Source organism: Teichococcus rhizosphaerae (assembly GCF_002631185.1).
Lineage (GTDB): Bacteria > Pseudomonadota > Alphaproteobacteria > Acetobacterales > Acetobacteraceae > Pseudoroseomonas > Pseudoroseomonas rhizosphaerae.
Genome location: NZ_PDNU01000010.1, coordinates 142,384 through 163,777, shown reverse-complemented (window position 1 = coordinate 163,777; position 21,394 = coordinate 142,384). Strand labels below are relative to the sequence as shown.

Here is a 21,394-nt window from a genome sequence, read left to right as displayed (position 1 = left end):
GTCTGGCGGCTGATGTTGGGTGGCTGATGTTCGGCGGCGCCCGGCCGGACGGAAGCGGCCGGCCGGGCGCCCATCCGCTTCAGGGCTGGGCGGGGCAGTCCATCCCCACCAGGATGAAGCCGTAATCGTCCTTTTCCGGGTCCCCCGTGGCGGTGCCGATCGGCCGGGCCTCGGCGGAATAGCGCGGCTGGCAGCTTGCCGGGCCGCCATCCCGCGCGCCCAGGTCGATTTCGGTCTCGCGCCTGTCGTCCGGCGCCCGCGTCTCGGGCGCGCTCATGGCCGGGGGCGTTCGCACGTCCACGGCGCCGGGAGCCTGGGCCCAGCCCGGCCCGGTCACGGCCACCAGGCCGATCACCGGCAGGAGCCGAGTTCCGGCGGTGCCATATGTCATGACAAGCCCTCCTGCACGAATGCAGACCGGCGGGGCGATGGATGGGTGGGAAGGCAGGCTCCGCGGCTGCCGTGCGGCGCATTCTGTGCGCCTTTGCGGGCCGTCTTGCACCTGTGTTCGGCCCGGCCGGGCGCCGTTCCCGCTTTTGTGCGCCCGCCCGCCCGCCGGACGCCGCGCCCCGGAGCGGTTGCCCTTCGCCCTGGCTCCCGGCAACCCGTCCCGCCCTTTCTCCGGGCAAGCAGATCGCGCCATCCGCTGACGGGGCCGGCTCGGCATCTGCTCTAGCCGGGCGCGGCCTTCAGCAGCGAGGCGACGCAGCGGGCGAGCTCCGGGCCGATCACCGGCTTGCGCAGCAGGCTGAAGCTCGCGCCCTCGGCCTCGCCGCCCCGCAGCTCGGCCGCATCGCCCGCGAAGCCGGTGAGCAGGATGGCGGGCAGGCCGGGCCTCCGGCGCTGCGCCTCGCGGATCAGGGCGACGCCGTTCATGCCCGGCATGGACAGGTCGGAGACAAGCAGGTCGATCGTCTCCCCCGCCTCGACCAGCGCCAGCGCGGCCACGCCGTCCTCGGCCTGGACCACCTCGTAGCCGGCATCGGACAGGTTCTCGGCCAGCATCTCCCGCATCAGGTCGTAGTCGTCCACGAGCAGGATGCGGCGCCGCTCCGCGGCCGGGGGGGCGGCACCCTCCGCCCGCTCCGCCGGCGCCGCGCCCGCATCGGCCACGGGCAGCCAGAGCGTCACCGTGGTGCCCTGGCCGGGTGCGCTGGCGATGTGCAGGCCCCCCCCGCTCTGCTCGGCGAAGCCGCGGGCCATGGCGAGGCCGAGCCCCGTGCCCTTGCCCGGCTCCTTGGTGGTGAAGAACGGTTCCGTGGCGCGCGCCAGGGTTCCGGCATCCATGCCATGGCCGGTGTCGGAGACGGACAGCCGCACATAGCGGCCGGGCTTCAGCGCCACCGGGTAGCTCGGGCCGCCGCGGCCCGGATAGGTCTCGGCCGCGGCGAGCAGGGCGAGGGTGCCGGAGCCGCCCATGGCGTCGCGGGCATTGGTGGCCAGGTTGACCAGCACGGTCTCGAGCTGCCCCTTGTCGGCCAGCAGCGGCGGCAGCCCGGCCTCGGCCTCCACCCGCACCGCGACGCCGGCGCCGAGGCTGAGGGGCAGGATCTCCCGCAGGTCGGCGAACAGGTCGGCCGGCTCCAGCGGCTCGCCCCGCAGCTCGTCGCGCCGCGAGAAGGAGAGCAGGCGCCGGGTGATCGAGGCGCCGCGCCGGGCGGCGTCGATGACCATGCCGGCCAGGTGGCGCACCGCCTCGGGCTTGCCGGCCCGCCGCTCGATCAGCCGCGCCCCGTCCTCGATGGCCTGCAGGACGTTGTTGAAGTCGTGCGCGATGCCGCCCGCGAGCTGGCCGAGCGCCTCGATGCGCTGGGCGTGGGCGAGCTGGGCCTGGGTCTCGCGCAGGTCCCGCGTGCGCTCCTCGACCAGCCGCTCGAGCTCCGCCTTGCCGCGGGCGATGATCGCCTCGGCCTTCTTGCGCTCGGTGATGTCGAGCGAGGTGCCGACGAGGCCGATGGTCCGCCCCGCCTCGTCGCGCAGCGGCGCCTTGGTGGAAAGCCAGGTGATGGGCTGCCCGTCGCGGAAGCCCAGCTCCTCCTCGAACTGCTTGGCATTGCCCGTCTCCATCACCGCGCGGTCGCTCTCCATCAGCGCCGCCGCCTGCTGGCCGTCGTCGATGAACTCGCCGGCGGTGCGGCCGATGAAGGCCCCGGACGGCTTGCCGATCAGGGCCGTCAGCCCCTCATTGGCGAAGAGCATGCGCCCCTCGAGGTCCTTGGCGTAGACGATGCCCGGCACCGCCTCGATGAAGCTGCGCAGCAGCGCCATGGCGCTGTCGCGGTCCGCCTCCGCGGCGCGGCGCTCGGTCACGTCGAAGGTCAGGCCGAGCAGGCGCACCGCCCGCCCATCCGGCCCGGGAAGCGCCCTGCCATAGTCGGTGAGCCAGCGCGTGACGCCGCCCGGCAGCTGCACGCGGTATTCGCACTCATAGGTGCCGTCGCCCGCCTCCACGGCGCCGCGGACCGCCGCCTCCAGCCGCGGCCGGTCCTCCGGGTGCACCATGGCGAGAAAGGCGTCGAGGCCCGGCTCCTCCGTGTCGGCGCCCAGGCCGAACAGCTCGAACCGCTTCCTGTCCCATCTCCACCGCCGGGCGACCAGGTCCCAGTCCCAGGCCCCCATCCGCCCCGCCTCGAGCGTCAGGCGCAGCCGCTCGCTGCTCTCCTCCAGCGCGCGCTGGCTTTCCTGCAGGCGCTCCAGGATCAACCGGCGCTCGGTGACGTCGAAGGTTGCGCCGTAGATCGAGCCGGGGCGGCCCGGATCCGCCGCCATGCGCGCGCGGCTGCACAGCCAGCGCACCGCGCCGTCCGGCAGCAGGACGCGGTATTCGATGTCGGTGGAGCCGCCCTCGCGCAGCAGGCGCTCGAAGTCCTCCCGCAGGCGCGCGCGATCCTCCGGATGGACGGAGGCGAGCCACCGCGCATGGTCCAGCTTGTCGCCCGGCGGGATGCCGAACAGGCCGCGCAGGCCGTCGTCGCAGCGGGCGACCCGGTCGGAGCCGAGCTCGAACAGGTGGACGTCGCCCGCCTCCTGGGCCCGCAGCAGGCGGGTCGTCACCTCGGCACTGGCGCCGCCTTCCCCGGCGGCGGCCTGCCGCGCGTCATGTTTCAAGCCGGACACCTTTGGCGATGGGGCTGACAGTGCGAATTCCTTAACGGAGCATTTCCGTTAGCCAACCTATTGCGATTTGAGAACAGATTCGCGGGGAAAGGGTTTCCCGCGGGCCAGCGGTTCCGCGCCCAGGGGTTCTGCGCCCAGGGGTTCCGCGCCCAGGGGTTCTGCGCCCAGGGGTTCTGCGCCCAGGGGTTCTGCGCCAGGACGGGTGGCCGGGGGCCGGGAAAGCGGGCGGCGGGGCCGGCGCGAGCGGGGCGCTTCCGGGCGCGGACCCGGGGATCGGGCCGGAACGCGCGGGCCGCCGCGTTGACATCCCCCCCGCCGGAACCAAGTTCCAGGAAGCCGGGACCCGTCCTGTCGGAGGATCGGGCCGGGCGATGATGGAGGGTGCGAGAATGGCCTGGACCAAGCCGCGGATCGTCGAAGTCTGCCTCGGGATGGAGATCAACTGCTACGAGGGCGCCGAGCTCTGAGGCCGCGCGCGGCGCGGGCCGCGCGGGGGTGCCGCGAAGGGGAGGGGGAATGATGCCGGCCGCCGATCCGCCCCCTGCCCAACCCCTGGCCCAACCCCTGGCCCAACCCCTGGCCCAGCCCCCGCCCGCAGCACTTCCGCCCCTTGAGCCACCGCTGGGCCTGCTGGCGGAGCTGACGCATCGCTGCCCGCTGCGCTGCCCCTATTGCTCCAACCCGCTGGAGCTGGAGCAGGCCGCGCGGGAGCTTTCCGCCGCCGAATGGGGGCGGGTCTTCGAGGAGGCCGCGGCGCTCGGCGTGCTGCAGCTGCACCTGTCGGGCGGGGAGCCCGCGGCGCGGCGCGACCTCGAGGCCATCGTCGCCCATGCCAGCCGCGCCGGCCTCTACACCAACCTGATCACCGCCGGCGTGTCGATCGACGCCGCCCGCCTGGCCGCCCTGGCGGCGGCCGGGCTCGACCATGTGCAGCTCTCCATCCAGGCGCCGGACGCCGCCACGAGCGACCGCATCGGCGGCATGCCCGGCGGCCATGCGCGCAAGCTCGCCTTCGCCCGGATGGTGCGCGAGGCGGGCCTGCCGCTCACCGTCAATGCCGTGCTGCACCGGCAGAACCTCGACGCGGTGCCGGAGATGATCGCACTCGCCCTGGAACTGGGCGCGGGGCGGCTGGAGCTGGCGCATGTGCAGTACCATGGCTGGGCCTACCGGAACCGCGCGGCGCTGCTGCCGGAGCGCGGCCGGCTGGAGGCCGCCAACGCCGCCATCGCGGCGGCCCGCGCGGCGCTGCGCGGCCGGCTGGCGATCGACGAGGTGGCGCCCGACTACCATGCGCGACGCCCCAAGGCCTGCATGGGCGGCTGGGGACGGGCCGTCATGGTGGTCAGCCCCTCGGGCGCGGCGCTGCCCTGCCACGCCGCCGCCGAGCTGCCCGGCTTCACCTTCCCCAATGTGCGCGACGCCACGCTGCGCGACATCTGGGAAGGCTCCGACGCCTTCAACCGCTTCCGCGGCACCGGCTGGATGCCGGAGCCCTGCCGGGGCTGCGACAGGCGCGAGCGGGACTGGGGCGGCTGCCGCTGCCAGGCCTTCGCCCTGACCGGCGACGCGGCGGCGACCGACCCGGCCTGCGCCCTGTCCCCGCATCACGGGCTGCTGGAGGCGGCGCTGGCGGAAGCGGCGGCGAGCGACGGCGCCTTCCACTACCGCGAGATGCGCCGTCAGCCCGGCGCGACGACACCCTTGTCGGCCAGCTCCTGCAGCAGCGGCAGGATGTCGGCCTCGATCACGCCGGGCGGCGCGGCGTAGCGCCGGGCCAGCTCCTCCGCGACCTGCGCCACGCTGCGCTCGCCATCGAGCAGGCGCAGCACCTCGAGCGCCGTCGCGTCGGGGACGAACATGCGCTCGGGCGCCAGGATCACCCAGCGGCCCCGCGCCGTGTCCTGCCGCAGCCGCGCCCCGCGCGCCAGGCGCGGCCGGCTGGCCGCCTCCAGCCGGGGCACGGGGCCCGTTGCCGGTTGCGCTGGAGGTCCCGCCGGCATGTCACCCATGGCCCATGCTCCCGCCGCTCGATCCACCTCTCCCCGGTGCGCGCGCGGCGCGGGCCGGGGCGGCCGAGACTAGGGCAGATCCCGCCCCGGTGGAATCGCCTGGCCGCGCGAGGATGCGCGCCAGGGCGGCAGGGCCGCGCGCAGCCGGAGCGGAGCGGTTGACAGAAGGATGGGGGCCAAACGATACTCGGTCCCAATCCCGCGGGAGAGAGAGGCCACCGCCTCCGCCGAAGGCGCAAGCTCCCATAATCGCTCAGGCAGGTCGAACCGCGGGAGCGTCATGTGTCGTCTGGAGAGAGGCCGGTGCCGCGTGTTCCGCGCGCCCCGGCCCACCGAAGGGGCAGGCGCCGCGCGCGCCGAAACTCTCAGGTAAAAGGACAGGGGGAGAGGCACGCCAGGACCGCCCGAGGGGGTGGCGCCTGGCTCCGTCCGGAGCCCTTCCCGTGCACGCCTTCCTTCACCCCGAATCCGTCATGACCGGGATCTACCTGGTCGCCATCACCGCCGAGGCCATGTCCGGCGCCCTCGCGGCGGGGCGGCGCAACATGGACATCTTCGGCGTCGCCGTCATCGCCTTCGTCACGGCGCTGGGCGGCGGCACCATCCGCGACGTCATGCTGGGGCGCTTCCCCATCGGCTGGACCCAGCACCCGGAATATGTCTACCTGGTGATCGGCGCCGGGCTGCTGACCACGGCCATCGCCTTCCTGATGCACAACCTCAAGCGCCTTTTCCTGCTGCTCGACGCGATGGGGCTGGTGGCGTTCTCGCTGATCGGCTGCGGCGTGGCGCTCGGCATGGGCTACCCCACGGTCGTCGTCATCATGTCGGGCATGATCACCGGCATCTGCGGCGGCATCCTGCGCGACGTGCTGTGCAACCAGGTGCCGGTGGTGTTCCGGCGCGAGCTCTATGCGAGCGTCTCCCTCGCCACCTGCGCCCTCTTCCTTGGCCTGCACCATCTCGGCCTCGGCACGAACCTGAACACCGCGATCAGCTTCGCGGCCGGGCTGGCGCTGCGCCTGCTGGCCATCCGGGGGGCGTGGCGGCTGCCGGTGTTCTCCTACCGGCAGCGCTGGGACTGAGGCGCGGCGCGGCCGGGCGGCGCCGCCCGGCCCGCCTCAGGGCGCGCCGCCCCGCAACCCGCCACCCCGCAGGCGATCACCCTGGCCGTCACCCTGGCCATCCTCCTGGCCGTCCTCCTGGCCGGAGGGCCCGAGCGCCCGCTCATACTCGCCCCTGAAGGTGCGGAGCGAGGAGGCCAGCACCGTGGCCGCCCCGTCCACCAGCCCGCAGCGGCCGCTGCCGGGCAGCAGCCCGGCCAGGTTCTCCAGCGCCCGCAGGTCGCCGGGGCGGCCCGCCCCCGCCTCGACCCGCTCCAGGATGCGCGAGACCTGGTGCGTGCCGATCTTGCAGGGCGGGCACTGGCCGCAGGAATTGGCCGCGAAGAAGGCGACGTATTCCGCCGTCTTGCGCAGGATGCTGGTGCCCTCCCCCACCACGATCATCGCCCCCGTGCCGAGGCGCGAGCCGCGCGCGCGGAGGCTGTCGAAGTCGAGCGGCACGTCGAGGTCGGCGGCCGTCAGCAGGGTGTTGGAGGGGCCGCCGGTGAACACCGCCTTGAAGGCCCTGCCGGCCAGCACGCCGCCGCCATGGCCGAAGACCAGGCTGCGAAGCGTGGTGCCCATGGGCAGCTCGTGCAGCCCGGGGCGCAGCACGTCGCCCGAGAGCGAGAACAGCTTGGTGCCCGGCGCGCCGCCGAGGCCGAGGCCGCGATACCATTCCGGCCCCTGCGCCAGGATGTGCCCGGCATGGGCCAGGGTTTCCACGTTGTTCACCAGCGTCGGCGCGTCGCCCACCCCGCTTTCCGCCGGAAAGGGGGGCTTCAGGCGGGGAAAGGGGAAGCCGCCCATGACGCTGGCCACCGCCGCCGTCTCCTCCCCGCCGATGTAGAGGCCCGAGCCGGTGACCACGCGCAGGCGCGGCGCCTCGCCCAGCGCCCCGGCGAGGCGGGCGAGAAGCGGGTGCGCCTCCCATTGCGCCACGGCCTCCCGCGCCACGGCCACGGCCGCCGCCTCGCGCGGGTTGATGTAGAGGACGATGTCGGCCGCCCCCACCGCCAGGGCCGCGACCAGCGCCCCCTCGATCACCTGGTGCGGCGTGCGCGACAGCAGGAAGCGGTCCTTGAAGGTGCCCGGCTCGTCCTCGTTGCCGTTGCAGATCACCCATTTGCCGGGGCCGGGCTGGGCCGCCACGGCCGCCCATTTGCGGTGGGTGGCAAAGCCCGCGCCGCCCAGGCCGCGCAGGCCCGCGGCCTCGATGGCGGGGATGATGCCGCCGCGGTCGGCCAGGGCGCGTTCCAGCCCGGCGCCGCCGCCCGCCGCCATCCAGGCGCCGAGATCGGCGCCGACGCAGCGGCGCTCATCGGTGAGCACCCTCATGCCGCCCGCCCCCGGTCCTTGGCCATGTCGAAGTTGCCGTAGGGCGGAAAGACCAGCGGCGCCTTGCGGGCGAGCGGCAGCCCTTGCGCGATCAGGGCGCGGCGCCAGTCGGCCAGGTGCGTCAGCCCGATGTTGCGCGGCCGCTCGGCCCGGGCGTCGGCGGCGGCGGCGGCCCCGGCGCGGCGGCCGAACGCCACCAGCTCCAGCAGGGCATTGCCCATCATGCGGTTGCGGCCATGCAGCCCGCCCGTCACCTCGCCGGCGCAGAGCAGGCCGGGCACGCCGCTCCACCCGTCGGGGCCGATGGCGATGCCGCCGTTCTGGTAGTGCAGCGTGGGGCGGACCAGGAAGGGCTCGGCCGCCGCGTCGAGGCCGGCGCGATGCGCGAGATGGGTGAGGGTGACCAGGCTGCGGCCGAGGATGCCGGGCTTCGCCCGCTCCAGCCCCGGCGTGTCGAGGAACACCCCCGCCTGGCCGTCCCGCGCCACGCCGCGCCCCTCGGCGATCTCGCGCAGGATGGCGGCGGCGACCACGTCGCGCGTGTCCAGCTCGTCCACGAAGCGCTCGCCCAGCCCGTTGACCAGGGCGGCGCCGGAGGCGCGGGCCGCCTCGCTCACCAGCTGCCCCGCCATGCGCGGCGGCCAGGCGATGCCGGTGGGGTGGTACTGGAAGCTGTCCACCTCGCGCAGCGCGGCGCCGAGCCGGTAGGCCAGCACCAGCCCGTCCGCCGTGGCGCCGTAGTGGTTGGAGGTGGGAAAGCCCGCGACGTGCAGCCGCCCCGCCCCGCCCGTGGCCAGCACCGTGGCCCCGGCGCGGGCCAGCACGGGGCGGCCGCGCGCCAGCTCGTGCAGCACGGCGCCGGCGCAGCGGCCGCGGTCGTCGGTCAGCAGCTCCAGCGCCGGGTGGCGCTCCAGCAGGGTGATGCCGGGGGCGAGCAGCACCGCCTCGCGCAGCGCCCGCATCATCTCGAGCCCGGTGAAGTCGCGGTAGGAGAGCAGCCGCGCCGCCGTGGCGCCGCCGGGCTTCCTGCGCAGCAGGTTGCCGCCCATGCGGTCGCTGCCCTCGGCGAGGTCGAAGCCCATGCCCTCCTGGATCAGCCAGCGGATCACGCCCGGCCCGTCGGAAACCAGCGCCGCCACCAGCGCCTTGTCGGCGGCGAAGTGGCCGGCGCGCAGCGTGTCCTCGAAGTGCCGCTGCAGGCTGTCCTCGGGCCCCATGGCGGCCTGGATGCCGCCCTCGGCCATCACCGTGTTGCTGTCGCCCAGGCGCAGCTTGGTGGCGAGCAGCACCCGCGCCCCCGCCCGCGCCGCCGTCAGCGCCGCGACGCAGCCCGCGCCGCCGCCGCCGATCACCAGCACGTCCGCATCGAGCAGCGGCGCGCCGGCGATGTCCTCGTCCTCCACTAGCGCGTCGGATTGCAGCAGGGCGGCGAGCTCCGCCCGGCAGGGCAGGCCGGCGCTGGCGCCGACGCGGAGCGGCACCATGGCGCCGGGCCGCCGGTCGGGGTGGAAGCGCTCCAGCAGCTCCGGCGCGGGGAGCGCCAGGGCGCGCGGCGGCGCGGGCGCCCGGCCGCGCCAGGCCGCCAGCGCCGCGGCGTGGGGGATGCCGTGGGCCGCCGCGGGGGCGCTCATGGGCCGGGCGGGGGATTGGCGCCGGGCGCCTCGGGGTCGATCGGCTGCCCGCCGCGCTCGATCTCGCGCAGCCGCGCGATCAAGTCGCCGGGGCGCAGCGTCAGCGCGGCGCTCATGCGGCGCACGAACTGGCCAAGATGGGCCGGGTCGATATGCTCCGGGCAGGCGGCGACGCAGAGGTTGCACATCACGCAATGGTCGAACAGCGCGGCGGCGGCGAAGGCCTCGCCCCCGGCCGCGAGGTTCACCATGCGCTGCACCTCGATGCCCTTGGGGCAGGCGCGGTCGCAGCCGCTGCAATGGCGGCAGTTCTTGGCCTCGGGAAAGACGGCGTCGATCTGGTCCAGCGCCGTCCAGCTGTCGGTCAGCGCGCGGAGGTCGTAGGCATGCGGGCGGCGGGCGGGGAAATGGTCCAGGAAGGAGACCTGCATCCCCTCCTCCGCCGGCGTCTCGCAGGCCAGCGCGGTGTCGGCCAGGCGCTCGCCCTCGCGCCGCACCAGCACGCGGCAGGCGCCGCAGACGCCCTGGCCCATGCAGCCCACATTCTCGGTCAGCGGCAGGCCGGCGGCGGTCCAGGCCTGGAGCAGCGACGCGCCCGCCTCCGCCTCGATCGCGTGGCCGTCGAACATGAGGCGCACGCCGGCGCCACCCTCCAGCCCATCCTCCCGCACAAGCGCCTCCTCCGGCCCGCGTCTTGCCGGCCCGTGTCTTGCCGGCCCGCGTCTTGCTGGCCGCCCAAGCCCCGCCCCCGCGGGGGCGGCGTGATCCGGGCGGCAGTTTGAACAAGCCGGGCGCCAAAGGCAAAGGCCGTGGAGGAAGGAGGGGCGGGCCCTTTCCCGGCCTGGGCTGGACGAAACGGCCGCCCTGCGGAAACTAGGCGGGGCAACAGCGCGGGCGGAAAAGCATCGTGTCCCTTGAACTGGCCCTCGTGCTCGCTCTGCTGGGGGTGGCGGTCGTGATGTTCGCGCGGGGCTGGCCGCGCACGGACGCCGTCGCGCTGATCATGCTCGCGGCCCTGCCCATGACCGGGGTGCTGACGGTGCAGGAGGCCCTGTCGGGCTTCAGCGATTCCAGCGTGGTGCTGGTCGCCATCCTGTTCGTCATCGGCGAGGGGCTGGTCCGCACCGGCATCGCCGGGCGGCTGGGGGACTGGCTGGCGGCGCGCACCGGCGGCAGCGGCGTCCGGCTGATGGCGATGCTGATGCTGGCCGTGGCGGCGCTGGGCTCGATGATGAGTTCCACCGGGGTCGTCGCCATCTTCATTCCCGTGGTGCTGCGCATCGCGGCACGGCTGCGGATCGCGCCGGGGCGGCTGATGATGCCGCTGGGCTTCGCCGCCCTCATCAGCGGCATGTTGACGCTGGTGGGCACGCCGCCCAACCTGGTGGTGAACAGCGAGCTGCTGCGGCACGGCCATGCCGGCTTCGGCTTCTTCAGCTTCACGCCCTTCGGCGTGCCGGTCCTGCTGCTGGCCATCGCCTACATGGCCGTGGCGCATCGCTGGCTGAGCGACGAGGCGCCGCCCGAGGCCGCGCGGGGCGGCGGGCTGACCCTGGCGCAGCTCATCCGGGACTATGGCCTGGCGGAGAATTCCTGGCGCCTGCGCGTCGGCCAGACCTCGCCGCTCGCGGGGCGGAGCCTCGCGGCGCTGCGGCTGCGCGCCAGCCACGGGCTGAACGTCATGGCCATCGAGCGGCCGCAGCGCTTCGCCACCCGCGTGCTGCACGCCGCCGGCGAGGCGGTGCCGCATGTGGGCGACGTGCTGATCGTCCACTTCACCGGCGCGGAGGAGGAGCTGCGCGCGCTGTCCGGCCGGCTCGGCCTGCACGCCCTCTCCTTCGACGATTTCGACCCCGTCCGCGAGCCGCGCCCGCTGGGGCTGGCCGAGGTGATGATCCCGCCCGATTCCTCCCTTTGCGGCAAGTCGGTGCTGGAGGCCGAGTTCCGCTCCGCCTACGGGCTCACGGCGATCGGCCTGCGGCGCGGCCGGGCGGCCTGGGGGGAGGGCTTCCTGGAGGAGAAGCTGCAGCCGGGCGACACGCTGCTGCTCACCGGCCCGTGGAAGGAGCTGCGCCGCTCGCAGCGGGGCAAGCGGCCCTTCCTGCTGCTCAACCAGCCGGACGACCTGGAGGAGCTTTCCCCCGCCGCCGACCGGGCGCCGCACGCCCTGCTCAGCCTCGGCGTGGTCGTCGCGCTGATGGTCAGCGGCGTGGTGCCGCACGCCCAGGCGGCGCTGATCGGCGGGCTGATGATGCTGGGCTTCCGCTGCATCGACCTGGACGGCGCCTACCGCGCCATCCACTGGCCCACGGTCGTCCTCATCGGCGGCATGCTGCCCTTCTCGCTGGCGCTGCAGAAGACGGGCGGCACCGCCCTGGCGGCGGAGGGGCTGGTCGGGTTGATGGGCGCGGCCGGGCCCCATGCCCTGCTGGCCAGCCTGTTCGCCGCGACCGCCGTGACCGGCCTGTTCATCTCCAACACCGCGACCGCCGTGCTGATGGCGCCCGTGGCCCTGGCCGTCGCGGAGGAGATGGGCCTCTCGCCCTATCCCTTCGCCATGATCGTGGCGCTCGCCGCCTCGGCCGCCTTCATGACGCCGGTCTCCTCGCCGGTGAACATGCTGGTGCTGGGGCCGGGCCGCTACCGCTTCGGCGACTTCGTGCGGGTCGGCGTGCCCTTCGCCGTGCTGGTCATGGCGCTGAGCGTGGCGCTGGTGCCCCTGCTGCTGCCCCTGCGCTGAAGGTCACCACCCTTCCGGCGGGGCCGGAACCATGCCAACCCGCCCCGCGCGCCCCATCTCTGGACCCATCCGGGAGAAACGCCATGTCCGCCACCCCGCCGCCCGACGCCGCCAGCCAGGCCAGCCCGGCCTGGCACGCCCTGCCGGCGGAGGAGGCGATCCGGCGGCTGGGCTCCGCCGAGGGGGGCCTCGCCGCCGCCGAGGCGGCGCGCCGCCTGGCGGAGCACGGCCCCAACCGCCTGCCCGAGACGAGGCCGCGCTCGGCGCTGCGCCGCTTCCTGGCGCAGTTCCAGAACCTGCTGATCTATGTCCTGATCGCCTCCGCGGCGGTGACGGCGCTGCTCGGCCATCCGGTGGACACCGCCGTCATCATCGGCGTGGTGGTCATCAACGCGGTGGTGGGCTTCATCCAGGAGGGCCGCGCCGAGGAGGCGCTCCACGCCATCCGCAACATGCTGACGCCGCGCGCCTCCGTGCTGCGCGGCGGCCGGCGCGCGACGGTGGACGCGGCGGAGCTGGTGCCGGGCGACATCGTGCTGCTCGAGCCGGGGGACAGGGTGCCGGCCGACCTGCGGCTGGTCCACGCCCGCGGCCTGCGCATCGAGGAGGCGGCGCTCACCGGCGAGTCCGTGCCGGCCGAGAAGGCGGCGGAGCCGGTGGCCGCCGCGGCGGCGCTGGGCGACCGCGCCTCCATGGCCTTTTCCGGCACGCTGGTCACCATGGGGCAGGGCGTGGGGGTGGTGGCCGCCACGGGGGCGGCAACCGAGCTGGGCCGGATCAGCGCCATGCTCGGCGAGGTGCGGCAGCTCACCACCCCCCTCCTGCGCCAGATGGACATCTTCGCGCGGCGGCTGACCGTGGTGATCCTCGGCGTCGCCGCCCTCGTCTTCGCCATCGCCTGGCTCGGCCACGGGCAGCCGGCGGAGGAGGTCTTCCTGGTGGTGGTCGGCATCGTCGTCGCGGCCATTCCGGAGGGGCTCCCGGCGGTGCTGACCATCACCCTGGCCATCGGCGTGCGGCGCATGGCGGCGCGGCGCGCCATCATCCGCCGGCTGCCGGCGGTGGAGACGCTGGGCGCGGTTTCCGTCATCTGCACCGACAAGACCGGCACGCTGACGCGCAACGAGATGACGGTGGCCGTGGTGGAGACGGCGCTCGGCCGCTTCGGGGTGCAGGGCCAGGGCTACGCGCCGGAAGGCGGCGTGCTGTGGCCGGACGGGCGGCGAAGCGACGACGCGGCCCGGCTGCTCGTGGAGATCGCGCGCGTCGCCGCGCTGTGCAACGATGCCGGGCTGTGCCAGGAGGGCGGCGCCTGGCGGACGGAGGGCGACCCGATGGAGGGCGCGCTGCTCGCCTTCGCCGCCCGCGCGGGCGAGCCGCACGAGGCGCTGCGCGCGGGCTTTCCGCGCGGCGACGAGATCCCCTTCGATTCGCGTCACCGCTACATGGCCACGCTGCACATGCGGCCGGACCATGGCCTGGTCTGCGTCAAGGGCGCGCCGGAGCGGCTCATCGAGATGTGCACCCGCCAGCGCGGCGCGGATGGCGAGGCGGCGCTGGACGCGGCGGCGTGGCATGCGCGGGTGGAGGCGCTCGCGGCCGGCGGCATGCGGGTGATCGCGGTGGCCATGCGGCAGGTGCCGCGCGGCACGGGGCGGCTTTCCCCGGCCGAGACGGAGCGGGAGCTGGTGCTGCTCGGCCTGCTCGGCCTGATCGACCCGCCGCGCGAGGAGGCGGTGGCCGCCGTGGCGGAGTGCCAGCGCGCCGGCATCCGCGTGAAGATGATCACCGGCGACCATGCCGCGACCGCCGGCTCCATCGCGCGCCAGGTCGGGCTGCGCGGGGCGGGCGCCGTCGTCACCGGGCACGAGCTCGACACGCTGGACGACGCGGCGCTGCGCCGCCGCGTGCGGGAAAGCGACGTCTTCGCCCGCACCAGCCCCGAGCACAAGCTGCGGCTGGTCGAGGCGCTGCAGGCGGACGGGGCGGTGATCGCCATGACCGGCGACGGCGTGAACGACGCGCCGGCGCTCAAGCGCGCCAATGTCGGCGTGGCCATGGGGGTGAAGGGCACGGAGGCGGCCAAGGAGGCGGCGGAGATGGTGCTGGCGGACGACAACTTCGCCACCATCGCCGCCGCCGTGCATGAGGGCCGCACCGTCTACGACAACGTGCAGAAGGTCATCGCCTGGACGCTGCCGACCAATGGCGGCGAGGCGCTGACCGTGATCGCCGCCATCCTGCTCGGCCTGACCCTGCCGCTGACGGCGGTGCAGATCCTCTGGATCAACATGGTCACCACCGTGACGCTGGGCCTCGTCCTCGCCTTCGAGCCGGCGGAGGCCGACATCATGCGCCGCCCCCCCCGCCCGCCCTCAGAGCCCCTGCTGTCCGGCCTGCTGGTCTGGCGCGTGGTGCTGGTGTCGCTGCTGGTCATGCTGGCCGCCTTCGGCATCTTCGCCTGGTCCGAGTGGCGGGGGCTGCCGGTGGAGACGGCGCGCACGGCGGTGGTCAACGCCATCGTGGTGCTGGAGATCGCCTATCTGCTGAGCGTGCGCAGCCGGGGCGGCGCCTTCTTCACCGGGCGCGGCAGGCTGGCCACCCCCGCCCTGCTGGGCGGCGTGGGCGCGGTGGTGGTGCTCCAGCTCGCCTTCACCTACGCGCCGCCCTTGCAGGCGCTGTTCGCCACCCGCCCCCTCGAGCCGGTGGCCGACTGGCTGCCCATCCTGGCCGCGGGCCTGGTGCTGATCCTGGTGCTGGAAGGGGAGAAGGCGCTGCGCCGGCGCCTCGGGGCGCGGCGCGGCGCGGGCGGGTGAGGCGGGGGAGGGGGAGCCGCCCCTCCCCGGGTTCTCCCGGCGCCGGGCCGCCCGGGGGGGGACAGCCCGGCCCGCCGTCAGGGCGTGCCGAGCAGGAAGGGCGGCGTGGGCGCGAGGTCGAGCCGCACCTCCTTCACGCCGGCCACCCCCTCGGCCAGCACGCGCAGCGCCCGCATCACCTCCTCGGAGCGGCAGAAGCCGCGAAAGGTCACGACGCCGTCCTTCACGTCGGCGAAGAGGTAGTAGGCGTCCACCCAGGGCTGGGCGCGCATCTGCGCCAGCACCTCGCGGCGGATGCGCGCATCCGGGGGCGCCTCGCCGGTGAGCTGCTGGGGCGGCGATTGCAGCGCCAGCATCATGTCGGCGCGCGAGACGACGCCGACGAGCCGCCCGTCGCGCACCACCGGCACGCGGCGGATGCCCTTCTTCTCGAGCAGGGCGGCGACCTTGCCGATGTCGTCGTCCTCCTGCGCGGTGACCACGTCCTGCGTCATCAGGTCGCGCGCCCGGCGCCCCTGGGTGCGCGCATAGTGCTCCGCCTGGCGCGGCGCCGCGTCGAACAGGCTCCAGAGCCAGGAGCGCGGGCGGTCCTCGGTCGCGGCCAGGCGGCGCACCAGGTCGCCCTCGGTCACCATGCCGAGGAGCTTGCCGTCGGTGTCCACCACCGGGGCGCCCGAGATGCCGCGCTCGGCGAAGAGGCTGGCGATGGCATGGACGGGCGCGTCCGGGGGCAGGGTGGCCACGGCGGCGGACATGATGTTGCGCACTTTCATTCCAGGCATTTCCTTCCTCGCTTTCAGCATCCGCCGGGCCGCGCCGCTGGGCGGGCCGGCCATCGCGCGTAGAGTAGGGCGATGATTGACCACGGATGTTGATATATCTCAATTCGTTTTCATGAAATGGCAATGTTTCGGGGCGTGCCGCCAGAGGCGCGGCGGGCTTTTCCGGCCAGCCGCCAACGGCGCGGCGCCCGGCCGCTTCACCGGGGCATGGCCGGGATGGAAAGAGAGGGGGCGCGGCCCGCGGGCGTTTGGCGCTTGCTCCCGCCTGGGGTCTCGTCTAACCAGCGGGGGCCGGTTTCCGAGAGGAACTAACAGGGAATCCGCCACGTCCCGCGAGGGGCGTGAACCGGAACTGCCCCCGCAACTGTAGGCGGCGAGACCGCGTCCGATGATGCCACTGGGAGCGATCCCGGGAAGGCCGGCGCGGGCGGCGACCCGCCAGTCAGGAGACCTGCCGGCGCGCGTTCGTGAACCAGCCGGCGGGGTGTCCGGGGAAGGATGTGGATGACGAGACCGAAGCCGCGCCGCGCCCTGCGGCGCCGGGCACTGGCGGCTGGCGCCGTCGCGCCCTTGCCATGTGAGGCCGCTCCCGCTCCGGCACCGCCCTGAGCGAAGGAGCCCATCATGCGATCATCCGTGCTTCTGCTGGCCATGGCGGCGGGCCTCGGCCTCGCCGCGCCCGCCCTGCGCGCCGAGCCCACCCGCTACCCGCTCGAGATCGGGAATTGCGGCCACACGCTGCGCTTCGAGGCGGCGCCCCGCAACGCCGTCACCATCGGCCAGTCCGCGACCGAGATCCTCTACGCGCTCGGGGCCGGCGACCGCATGGCCGGCACGGCGCTCTGGTTCAACGCGGTGCTGCCCGAATACGCGGAGGCGAATGCGCGCGTGCCGCGGCTCGACAACAACGCGCCGAGCTTCGAATCCGTTATCAACAAGCGCCCCGGCCTGGTGGCGACGCAGTTCGAGTGGATGATCGGGCCGCAGGGCGTCGTCGGCACGCGCGAGCAGTTCCACCAGCTCGGCGCGCCCACCTATGTCATGCCCGCCGATTGCCAGGGCAAGAACAACCTGGTCGGCGCCGACGGCACCCGCACCGCGCCCTTCTCGACCGAATCGCTCTACAAGGGCATCACGCAGCTCGCCGCCATCTTCGACCGGCAGGAGCGCGGCGCGGCGCTGGTGGCCGATCTCCGCGCCCGCGAGGCGGCGGCCATCGCCCGCGCCAGGGGGCTGAACCTGGCGGACGCCTCCGCCGTGTTCTGGTTCTCCAGCGCCGACATGGACCTCGACCCCTATGTGGCGGGGCAGAAGGGCATCCCCGGCTACATGATGCGGATGCTGGGCCTGCGCAACGTGGTGCAGTCGGACGAGGAATGGCCGACCGTGGGCTGGGAGCGGATCGCCCGCGCCAACCCTTCCGTCATCGTCGTGGCCCGCATGGACCGCCGCCGCTTCCCCGCCGACGAGGTGGAGAAGAAGCTCGCCTTCCTGCGCGCCGACCCCGTGACGAGCCAGATGGAGGCGGTGCGGAACAACCGCATCGTCATCCTCGACGCCCATGCCATGCAGGCCACCATCCGCCTTGTCGGCGGGCTGGAGGCGCTGACCGACGCCATGGCCAAGCTGCGCCCGTGAGGGAGAGCCCGTGAGGGAGAGCCCGTGAGGCGCGCGGCATGACGCGGCTGGCGGCGCGCTGGCTGGGCCGGGCGGCGCTGGTGGCGGTGCTGCTGGTGCTGGCGGTGCTGGCCGGCACCAGCATCGGCGAGACCGCCATCCCGCTGCCGGTGGTGGCGCAGACGCTGGCCAACAAGCTCTACGGCGCCGGCTACCCGCTGGACCGGATCGACGAGGGCATCGTCTGGAACTACCGCCTGACGCGCGCCATCGTCGCCGCCTGCTGCTGGGCGGGGCTGGCGGTGGCCGGCATCATCCTGCAGGCGCTGCTGCGCAACGCCCTGGCCGACCCCTACCTGCTCGGCATCTCGGCCGGCGCCTCCACGGGGGCGGTGCTGGTCACGGTGGCCGGGGTGGGGGCGGGGGCGGTCTCGCTCTCGCTCGGCGCCTTCGCCGGCGCGGTCACCGCCTTCCTGCTGGTGGCGCTGCTGGCCCGCGCGGCGGGGGGCGGGCAGGGCGCGCGCGGGGCGGGGCAGATCGTGCTGGCGGGCATCGCCGGCTCGCAGCTCTTCAACGCGCTCACCGCCTTCATCATCACCCGCTCGGCCAGCGCCGAGCAGGCGCGCGGCATCATGTTCTGGCTGCTCGGCAACCTCAGCGGCGCGCGCTGGGACAATGTGGCGACCGCGCTGCCCGTGGCGCTCGGCGTGACGCTCGTCTGCCTGTGGCATGTGCGGGCGCTCGACGCCTTCACCTTCGGCGCGGATTCGGCCGCCTCGCTCGGCGTGCCGGTGCGGCGCGTGCAGGTGCTGCTGATCCTGGCCGCCTCGCTGGCGACGGCGGTGATGGTGAGCATCGTCGGCGCCATCGGCTTCGTCGGGCTCGTGGTGCCGCACGCGGCGCGCCTCATGGTCGGCGTGCGGCACACGCGGCTGGTGCCGGCGGCGGCGCTGATGGGCGCGATGTTCCTGATCGCCGCCGACGTGCTCTCGCGCATCCTGGTGCCGGGGCAGGTGCTGCCGATCGGCGTGGTCACCGCGCTGGTGGGCGCGCCCGCCTTCGCGCTGATCCTGGCGCATGGCAGGACAGCGCGATGAACGGCCCAATCGACGCCCCGCCGAGCCTGGAGGCCGAGGCGCTGTGCTGGCCGGCGCGGCGCGCGCCCATCCTGCGCGGGGTGAGCCTCGCCGTGCGGGATGGCGAGATGCTGGGGCTGGTCGGGCCCAACGGCTCCGGCAAGTCCACCCTGCTGCGGCTGCTGGCGGGGCTGCTGCCGCCGGCGCGCGGCGAGGTGCGGCTGCTCGGCCGGCCGCTGCGCCGCACGCCGCGGCGCGAGGTGGCGCGGCTCGTCGCGCTGGTGGAGCAGCAGGCGGAAACGCTGGAGCGCATCACCCTGCGCGACGCGGTGGAGCTTGGCCGCACGCCCTGGCTGTCCGCGCTCCGCCCCTGGGGGGCGGAGGATGACGGGATCGTCGCCGGCGCCATGGCGGCGGTGGACGTGCAGCATCTCGCGGCGCGGGACTGGGCCAGCCTCTCGGGCGGCGAGCGGCAGCGCGCGCACATCGCCCGCGCCCTGGCGCAGCGCCCGCGCATCCTGCTGCTCGACGAGCCCACCAACCACCTCGACATCCACCACCAGCTCGCCCTCCTCGAGCTGGTGGCGGCGCTGCCGGTGACCAAGGTGATCGCGCTGCACGACCTCAACCAGGCGATGCGCTGCGACCGGCTGGCGGTGCTGCAGGCCGGCCGGCTGATCCGCCTCGGCCCGCCCGCCGAGGTGCTCACCCCGGAATTGCTGCGCGACGTGTTCGGCGTGCGCGCCGCCTTCGTCACCGACCCGGAGGATGGCGCGCGCCTCCTCCGCTTCCTGTCGATATCATGAGGACCGCCCGATGCGCCCGATGCTCGGCCTGCTGCTGCCCCTGCTGCTTCTCGCCCCCGCCGCGCGGGCGGAGCTGCACGAGGGGAGGATGCTCAACCGCAACGCCACGGGCGGGATGGTCTATGAGCCGGACTTCCTGCGGCTCCGCCCCGGCGACCGGGTGCGCTTCCTGGCCACCCACGCCACGCACAACGCGGCCTCGATGCCGGAGATGCTGCCGGAGGGCGCGGCACCCTTCAAGGGCGGCATCAACGAGGAGATCGAGGTCACCTTCACGCAGGAGGGCCTCTACGGCATCAAGTGCATCCCGCACTACGCCATGGGCATGGTGATGCTGGTGCAGGTGGGCGACGCGCCGGTGACGCCCGCGCAGATCCCGCAGGCGCTGCCCGAGCGGGTGAGGCAGCGCCTCGGCGAGATCCTGCGCCGCGCGGAATGATCCGCGGCCGGCCGCGCGGCGCCGCATGTTGTTAGCTGCCGCGGGGCGCCCGGCGGTGTAGCAGGGGGCATGCACCGGCCCTCCCGATCCCCGCTGGCGACACCTTTGCAGCGGCGGCATTTCCTCGCATTGCTCGGCGGCGCGGCCGCCATGCCGCGCGATGCCACGGCGCTGGAGCTCGCCGATGCCCACCGGCTGATCGCCGAGAACCGCGAGGACGGCGTGCGGATCCTCGGCGCGCGGGGCGAGTTCGTCGGCGCGCGCGGCGCCTATTACGGGCCGCCCGTGCCCTTCGCGCAACTGCCCCGCCATCTCATCGACGCGCTGGTGGCCAGCGAGGACCGCCGCTTCTACGAGCATTGGGGGCTGGACCCGCGGGCCATGGCGCGGGCCGTGTGGTCGACGCTCACCGGCCGCACCCAGGGCGGCAGCACGCTGACCCAGCAGACCATCAAGGAGATCTACCTCAAGGAACACAGCCCCATCGTGCGCAAGCTGCTGGAGGAGCCGGTGCTCGCGCCGATCCTGGAGATGAACCTGAGCAAGGACGACATCCTGTTCGTCTACCTCAACCGGGTCTTCTTCGGCGGCAACGCCTATGGCATCGAGGCCGCCGCGCGCGTCTATTTCGGCAAATACGCGCGCAGCCTGGGCATCCTCGAATCCGCCATGATGGTCGGGCTGCTGCCCGCGCCCAACCGCTACAACCCGCACCGCAACTTCGCCCTCTCGCGCGACCGCGGCTTGCGCGTCATCGAGCAGATGGTGGATGCGGGCTCTCTTTCGCGCCGCGCGGCGGACCGCGCGAAGCGGCAGGAGGTCGCCATCGCGCCGTCCCGCTCCGCCTGGGGCGGGGTGTATCCGCGCGGCACGCAGATCGGCTGGTTCGCGCGCTGGGCGGAAAGCGAGGCCAACGCCAACGCCGCGCCCGCGGCCCGCAGCGGGACGAGGACCATCTCCACGACGCTGGACCTGCGGATGCAGGAGGCGGCGGAGCGGATCCTGCGGCAGGCGCTGCGCCAGCACGCCGAGGCGCGGCGGATCGAGGAGGGCGCCATCGTCGTCATGCGGCACGACGGCGCGGTGGTGGCGCTGGTCGGCGGCCGCGACTACCGGGAAAAGGAATGGGACCACGCCACCCAGGCCAGGCGGCAGCCGGGCTCCATCGCCAAGCTGTTCGTGTACCTGGCGGCGCTCCAGCAGGGCGATGGGCCGGACAGCATGGTGAGCGACGCCGCGCTGACGCTGGGCGGCCGCGCCGTGCGGAACTTCGACGACAGCTATCTGGGCGAGATCCCGCTCTCGGCGGCGCTGGAGAAGTCGTCCAACACGGCGGCGGTGCGGCTGGCCATGGAGCACGCCCCGGCGGTGCGGCGCCTGATCCGGACGCTCAACATCGCGGAGGCGCCGGAGGGCGAGGCGGGCGACCTGGCGCTCGGCACCTACGAGGCGAGGCTCGTGGACCTGACGGCCGCCTTCGCCAGCGTGGCCAACCAGGGCCGGATGGTGGTGCCCTATGCCGTGCGGAAGGTGCAGGATTCGGCCGGCACCGAGACGCTGACGCGCGTCTTTCCGGAAAGCTCGGAGATCCGGCAGGTCATGGCGCCGCAGCACGCCGCCGCCATGCGGCAGATGCTGGCCGGCGTCGTCCGGCGCGGCACCGGGCGGGCGGCCGACCCCGGCTTCTGGGCCGCCGGCAAGACCGGCACCACCAGCGCCAACCGCGATGCCTGGTTCATCGGCTTCACCGAGCAGTATGTGGCCGGGGTATGGCTCGGCAACAGCGACAACCGGCCGATGCTGGGCGTCTCGGGCGGCGGGCTGCCGGCGCAGATCTGGCGCGCCCTCATGCTCGGCGCGGGGCCGGCGGAGGACTCCGCCTCCTGACCCGCCGGCGTCCCGCCGTGCCTTGCACCG

General features: G+C 74.3%; 17 protein-coding genes and 2 riboswitches. Of the genes, 10 read left to right on the top strand and 7 right to left on the bottom strand.

Features of this window, described 5'->3' with window-relative positions:
• Positions 1–79 precede the first annotated feature (79 nt).
• Positions 80–391 (bottom strand): hypothetical protein, encoded by a 312-nt coding sequence (locus CR162_RS08445; protein WP_099095097.1) that lies wholly within the window; start codon positions 389–391, stop codon positions 80–82.
• Positions 392–672: 281 nt separating this feature from the next.
• The gene (locus CR162_RS08440; protein ID WP_141563110.1) at positions 673–3,108 is read right to left on the bottom strand and encodes a hybrid sensor histidine kinase/response regulator; all 2,436 of its coding nucleotides are present in this window, start codon (positions 3,106–3,108) and stop codon (positions 673–675) included.
• Between the two features lie 383 nt (positions 3,109–3,491).
• Here CR162_RS08440 and pqqA point away from each other — a divergent pair, with 383 nt between their 5' ends.
• Complete coding sequence (gene pqqA, locus CR162_RS08430) at positions 3,492–3,584, top strand: pyrroloquinoline quinone precursor peptide PqqA (RefSeq protein ID WP_218014855.1); 93 nt, start codon at positions 3,492–3,494, stop codon at positions 3,582–3,584.
• A 52-nt stretch (positions 3,585–3,636) separates the two neighbouring features.
• Positions 3,637–4,887, top strand: a complete 1,251-nt coding sequence (gene pqqE, locus CR162_RS08425) for a pyrroloquinoline quinone biosynthesis protein PqqE (protein ID WP_099095131.1) — start codon at positions 3,637–3,639, stop codon at positions 4,885–4,887.
• Here the strand turns inward: pqqE and pqqD are convergent.
• Complete coding sequence (gene pqqD / locus CR162_RS08420; protein ID WP_245870205.1) at positions 4,800–5,081, bottom strand: pyrroloquinoline quinone biosynthesis peptide chaperone PqqD; 282 nt, start codon at positions 5,079–5,081, stop codon at positions 4,800–4,802. The genes pqqE and pqqD overlap by 88 nt on opposite strands.
• Positions 5,082–5,321: 240 nt before the next feature.
• A riboswitch (glycine riboswitch) is annotated at positions 5,322–5,409 on the top strand.
• 193 nt (positions 5,410–5,602) lie between these two features.
• Here pqqD and CR162_RS08415 point away from each other — a divergent pair.
• Entirely contained in the window at positions 5,603–6,214 is a 612-nt protein-coding gene (locus CR162_RS08415) for a trimeric intracellular cation channel family protein (protein ID WP_099095129.1), read from the top strand.
• Between the two features lie 36 nt (positions 6,215–6,250).
• Here CR162_RS08415 and CR162_RS08410 read toward each other — a convergent pair whose 3' ends face one another.
• The 3 genes from CR162_RS08410 to CR162_RS08400 are packed head-to-tail and all read right to left on the bottom strand — an operon-like array spanning position 6,251 to position 9,872.
• A complete protein-coding gene (locus CR162_RS08410) occupies positions 6,251–7,570 on the bottom strand; it encodes an NADH-ubiquinone oxidoreductase-F iron-sulfur binding region domain-containing protein (RefSeq protein ID WP_099095093.1) in 1,320 nt (439 codons plus the stop codon).
• On the bottom strand, positions 7,567–9,201 hold the full coding sequence (locus CR162_RS08405) for an FAD-binding protein (RefSeq protein ID WP_099095092.1): 1,635 nt from the start codon (positions 9,199–9,201) through the stop codon (positions 7,567–7,569). The genes CR162_RS08410 and CR162_RS08405 overlap by 4 nt, the downstream gene beginning before the upstream one ends.
• Positions 9,198–9,872, bottom strand: coding sequence for a 2Fe-2S iron-sulfur cluster-binding protein (locus CR162_RS08400; protein WP_245870204.1), 675 nt, complete (start codon positions 9,870–9,872; stop codon positions 9,198–9,200). The genes CR162_RS08405 and CR162_RS08400 overlap by 4 nt, the downstream gene beginning before the upstream one ends.
• Positions 9,873–10,108: 236 nt before the next feature.
• On the opposite strand from CR162_RS08400, the gene CR162_RS08395 reads away from it, so the two are divergent.
• Positions 10,109–11,941: an SLC13 family permease gene (locus CR162_RS08395; protein WP_099095091.1), complete on the top strand. Its 1,833-nt coding sequence runs from the start codon at positions 10,109–10,111 to the stop codon at positions 11,939–11,941.
• A gap of 83 nt (positions 11,942–12,024) precedes the next feature.
• Positions 12,025–14,757 (top strand): HAD-IC family P-type ATPase, encoded by a 2,733-nt coding sequence (locus CR162_RS08390; RefSeq protein ID WP_099095090.1) that lies wholly within the window; start codon positions 12,025–12,027, stop codon positions 14,755–14,757.
• Positions 14,758–14,834: 77 nt separating this feature from the next.
• Here the strand turns inward: CR162_RS08390 and CR162_RS08385 are convergent, their stop codons facing one another.
• Positions 14,835–15,530: a CBS domain-containing protein gene (locus tag CR162_RS08385; protein WP_099095089.1), complete on the bottom strand. Its 696-nt coding sequence runs from the start codon at positions 15,528–15,530 to the stop codon at positions 14,835–14,837.
• Between the two features lie 284 nt (positions 15,531–15,814).
• Positions 15,815–16,012, top strand: a riboswitch (cobalamin riboswitch).
• A 151-nt stretch (positions 16,013–16,163) separates the two neighbouring features.
• On the opposite strand from CR162_RS08385, the gene CR162_RS08380 reads away from it, so the two are divergent.
• The 5 genes from CR162_RS08380 to CR162_RS08360 all read left to right on the top strand — a co-directional run bounded on the left by CR162_RS08380 (position 16,164) and on the right by CR162_RS08360 (position 21,364).
• Positions 16,164–17,177 (top strand): ABC transporter substrate-binding protein, encoded by a 1,014-nt coding sequence (locus tag CR162_RS08380; RefSeq protein WP_099095088.1) that lies wholly within the window; start codon positions 16,164–16,166, stop codon positions 17,175–17,177.
• Positions 17,178–17,215: 38 nt separating this feature from the next.
• Complete coding sequence (locus CR162_RS08375; RefSeq protein WP_099095087.1) at positions 17,216–18,253, top strand: FecCD family ABC transporter permease; 1,038 nt, start codon at positions 17,216–17,218, stop codon at positions 18,251–18,253.
• Complete coding sequence (locus tag CR162_RS08370) at positions 18,250–19,038, top strand: ABC transporter ATP-binding protein (RefSeq protein WP_099095086.1); 789 nt, start codon at positions 18,250–18,252, stop codon at positions 19,036–19,038. Before CR162_RS08375 ends, CR162_RS08370 begins: the two co-directional genes overlap by 4 nt.
• 10 nt (positions 19,039–19,048) lie before the next feature.
• A complete protein-coding gene (locus CR162_RS08365) occupies positions 19,049–19,477 on the top strand; it encodes a pseudoazurin (RefSeq protein WP_099095085.1) in 429 nt (142 codons plus the stop codon).
• 150 nt (positions 19,478–19,627) lie between these two features.
• A complete protein-coding gene (locus CR162_RS08360; RefSeq protein WP_176559773.1) occupies positions 19,628–21,364 on the top strand; it encodes a transglycosylase domain-containing protein in 1,737 nt (578 codons plus the stop codon).
• Positions 21,365–21,394 lie beyond the last annotated feature (30 nt).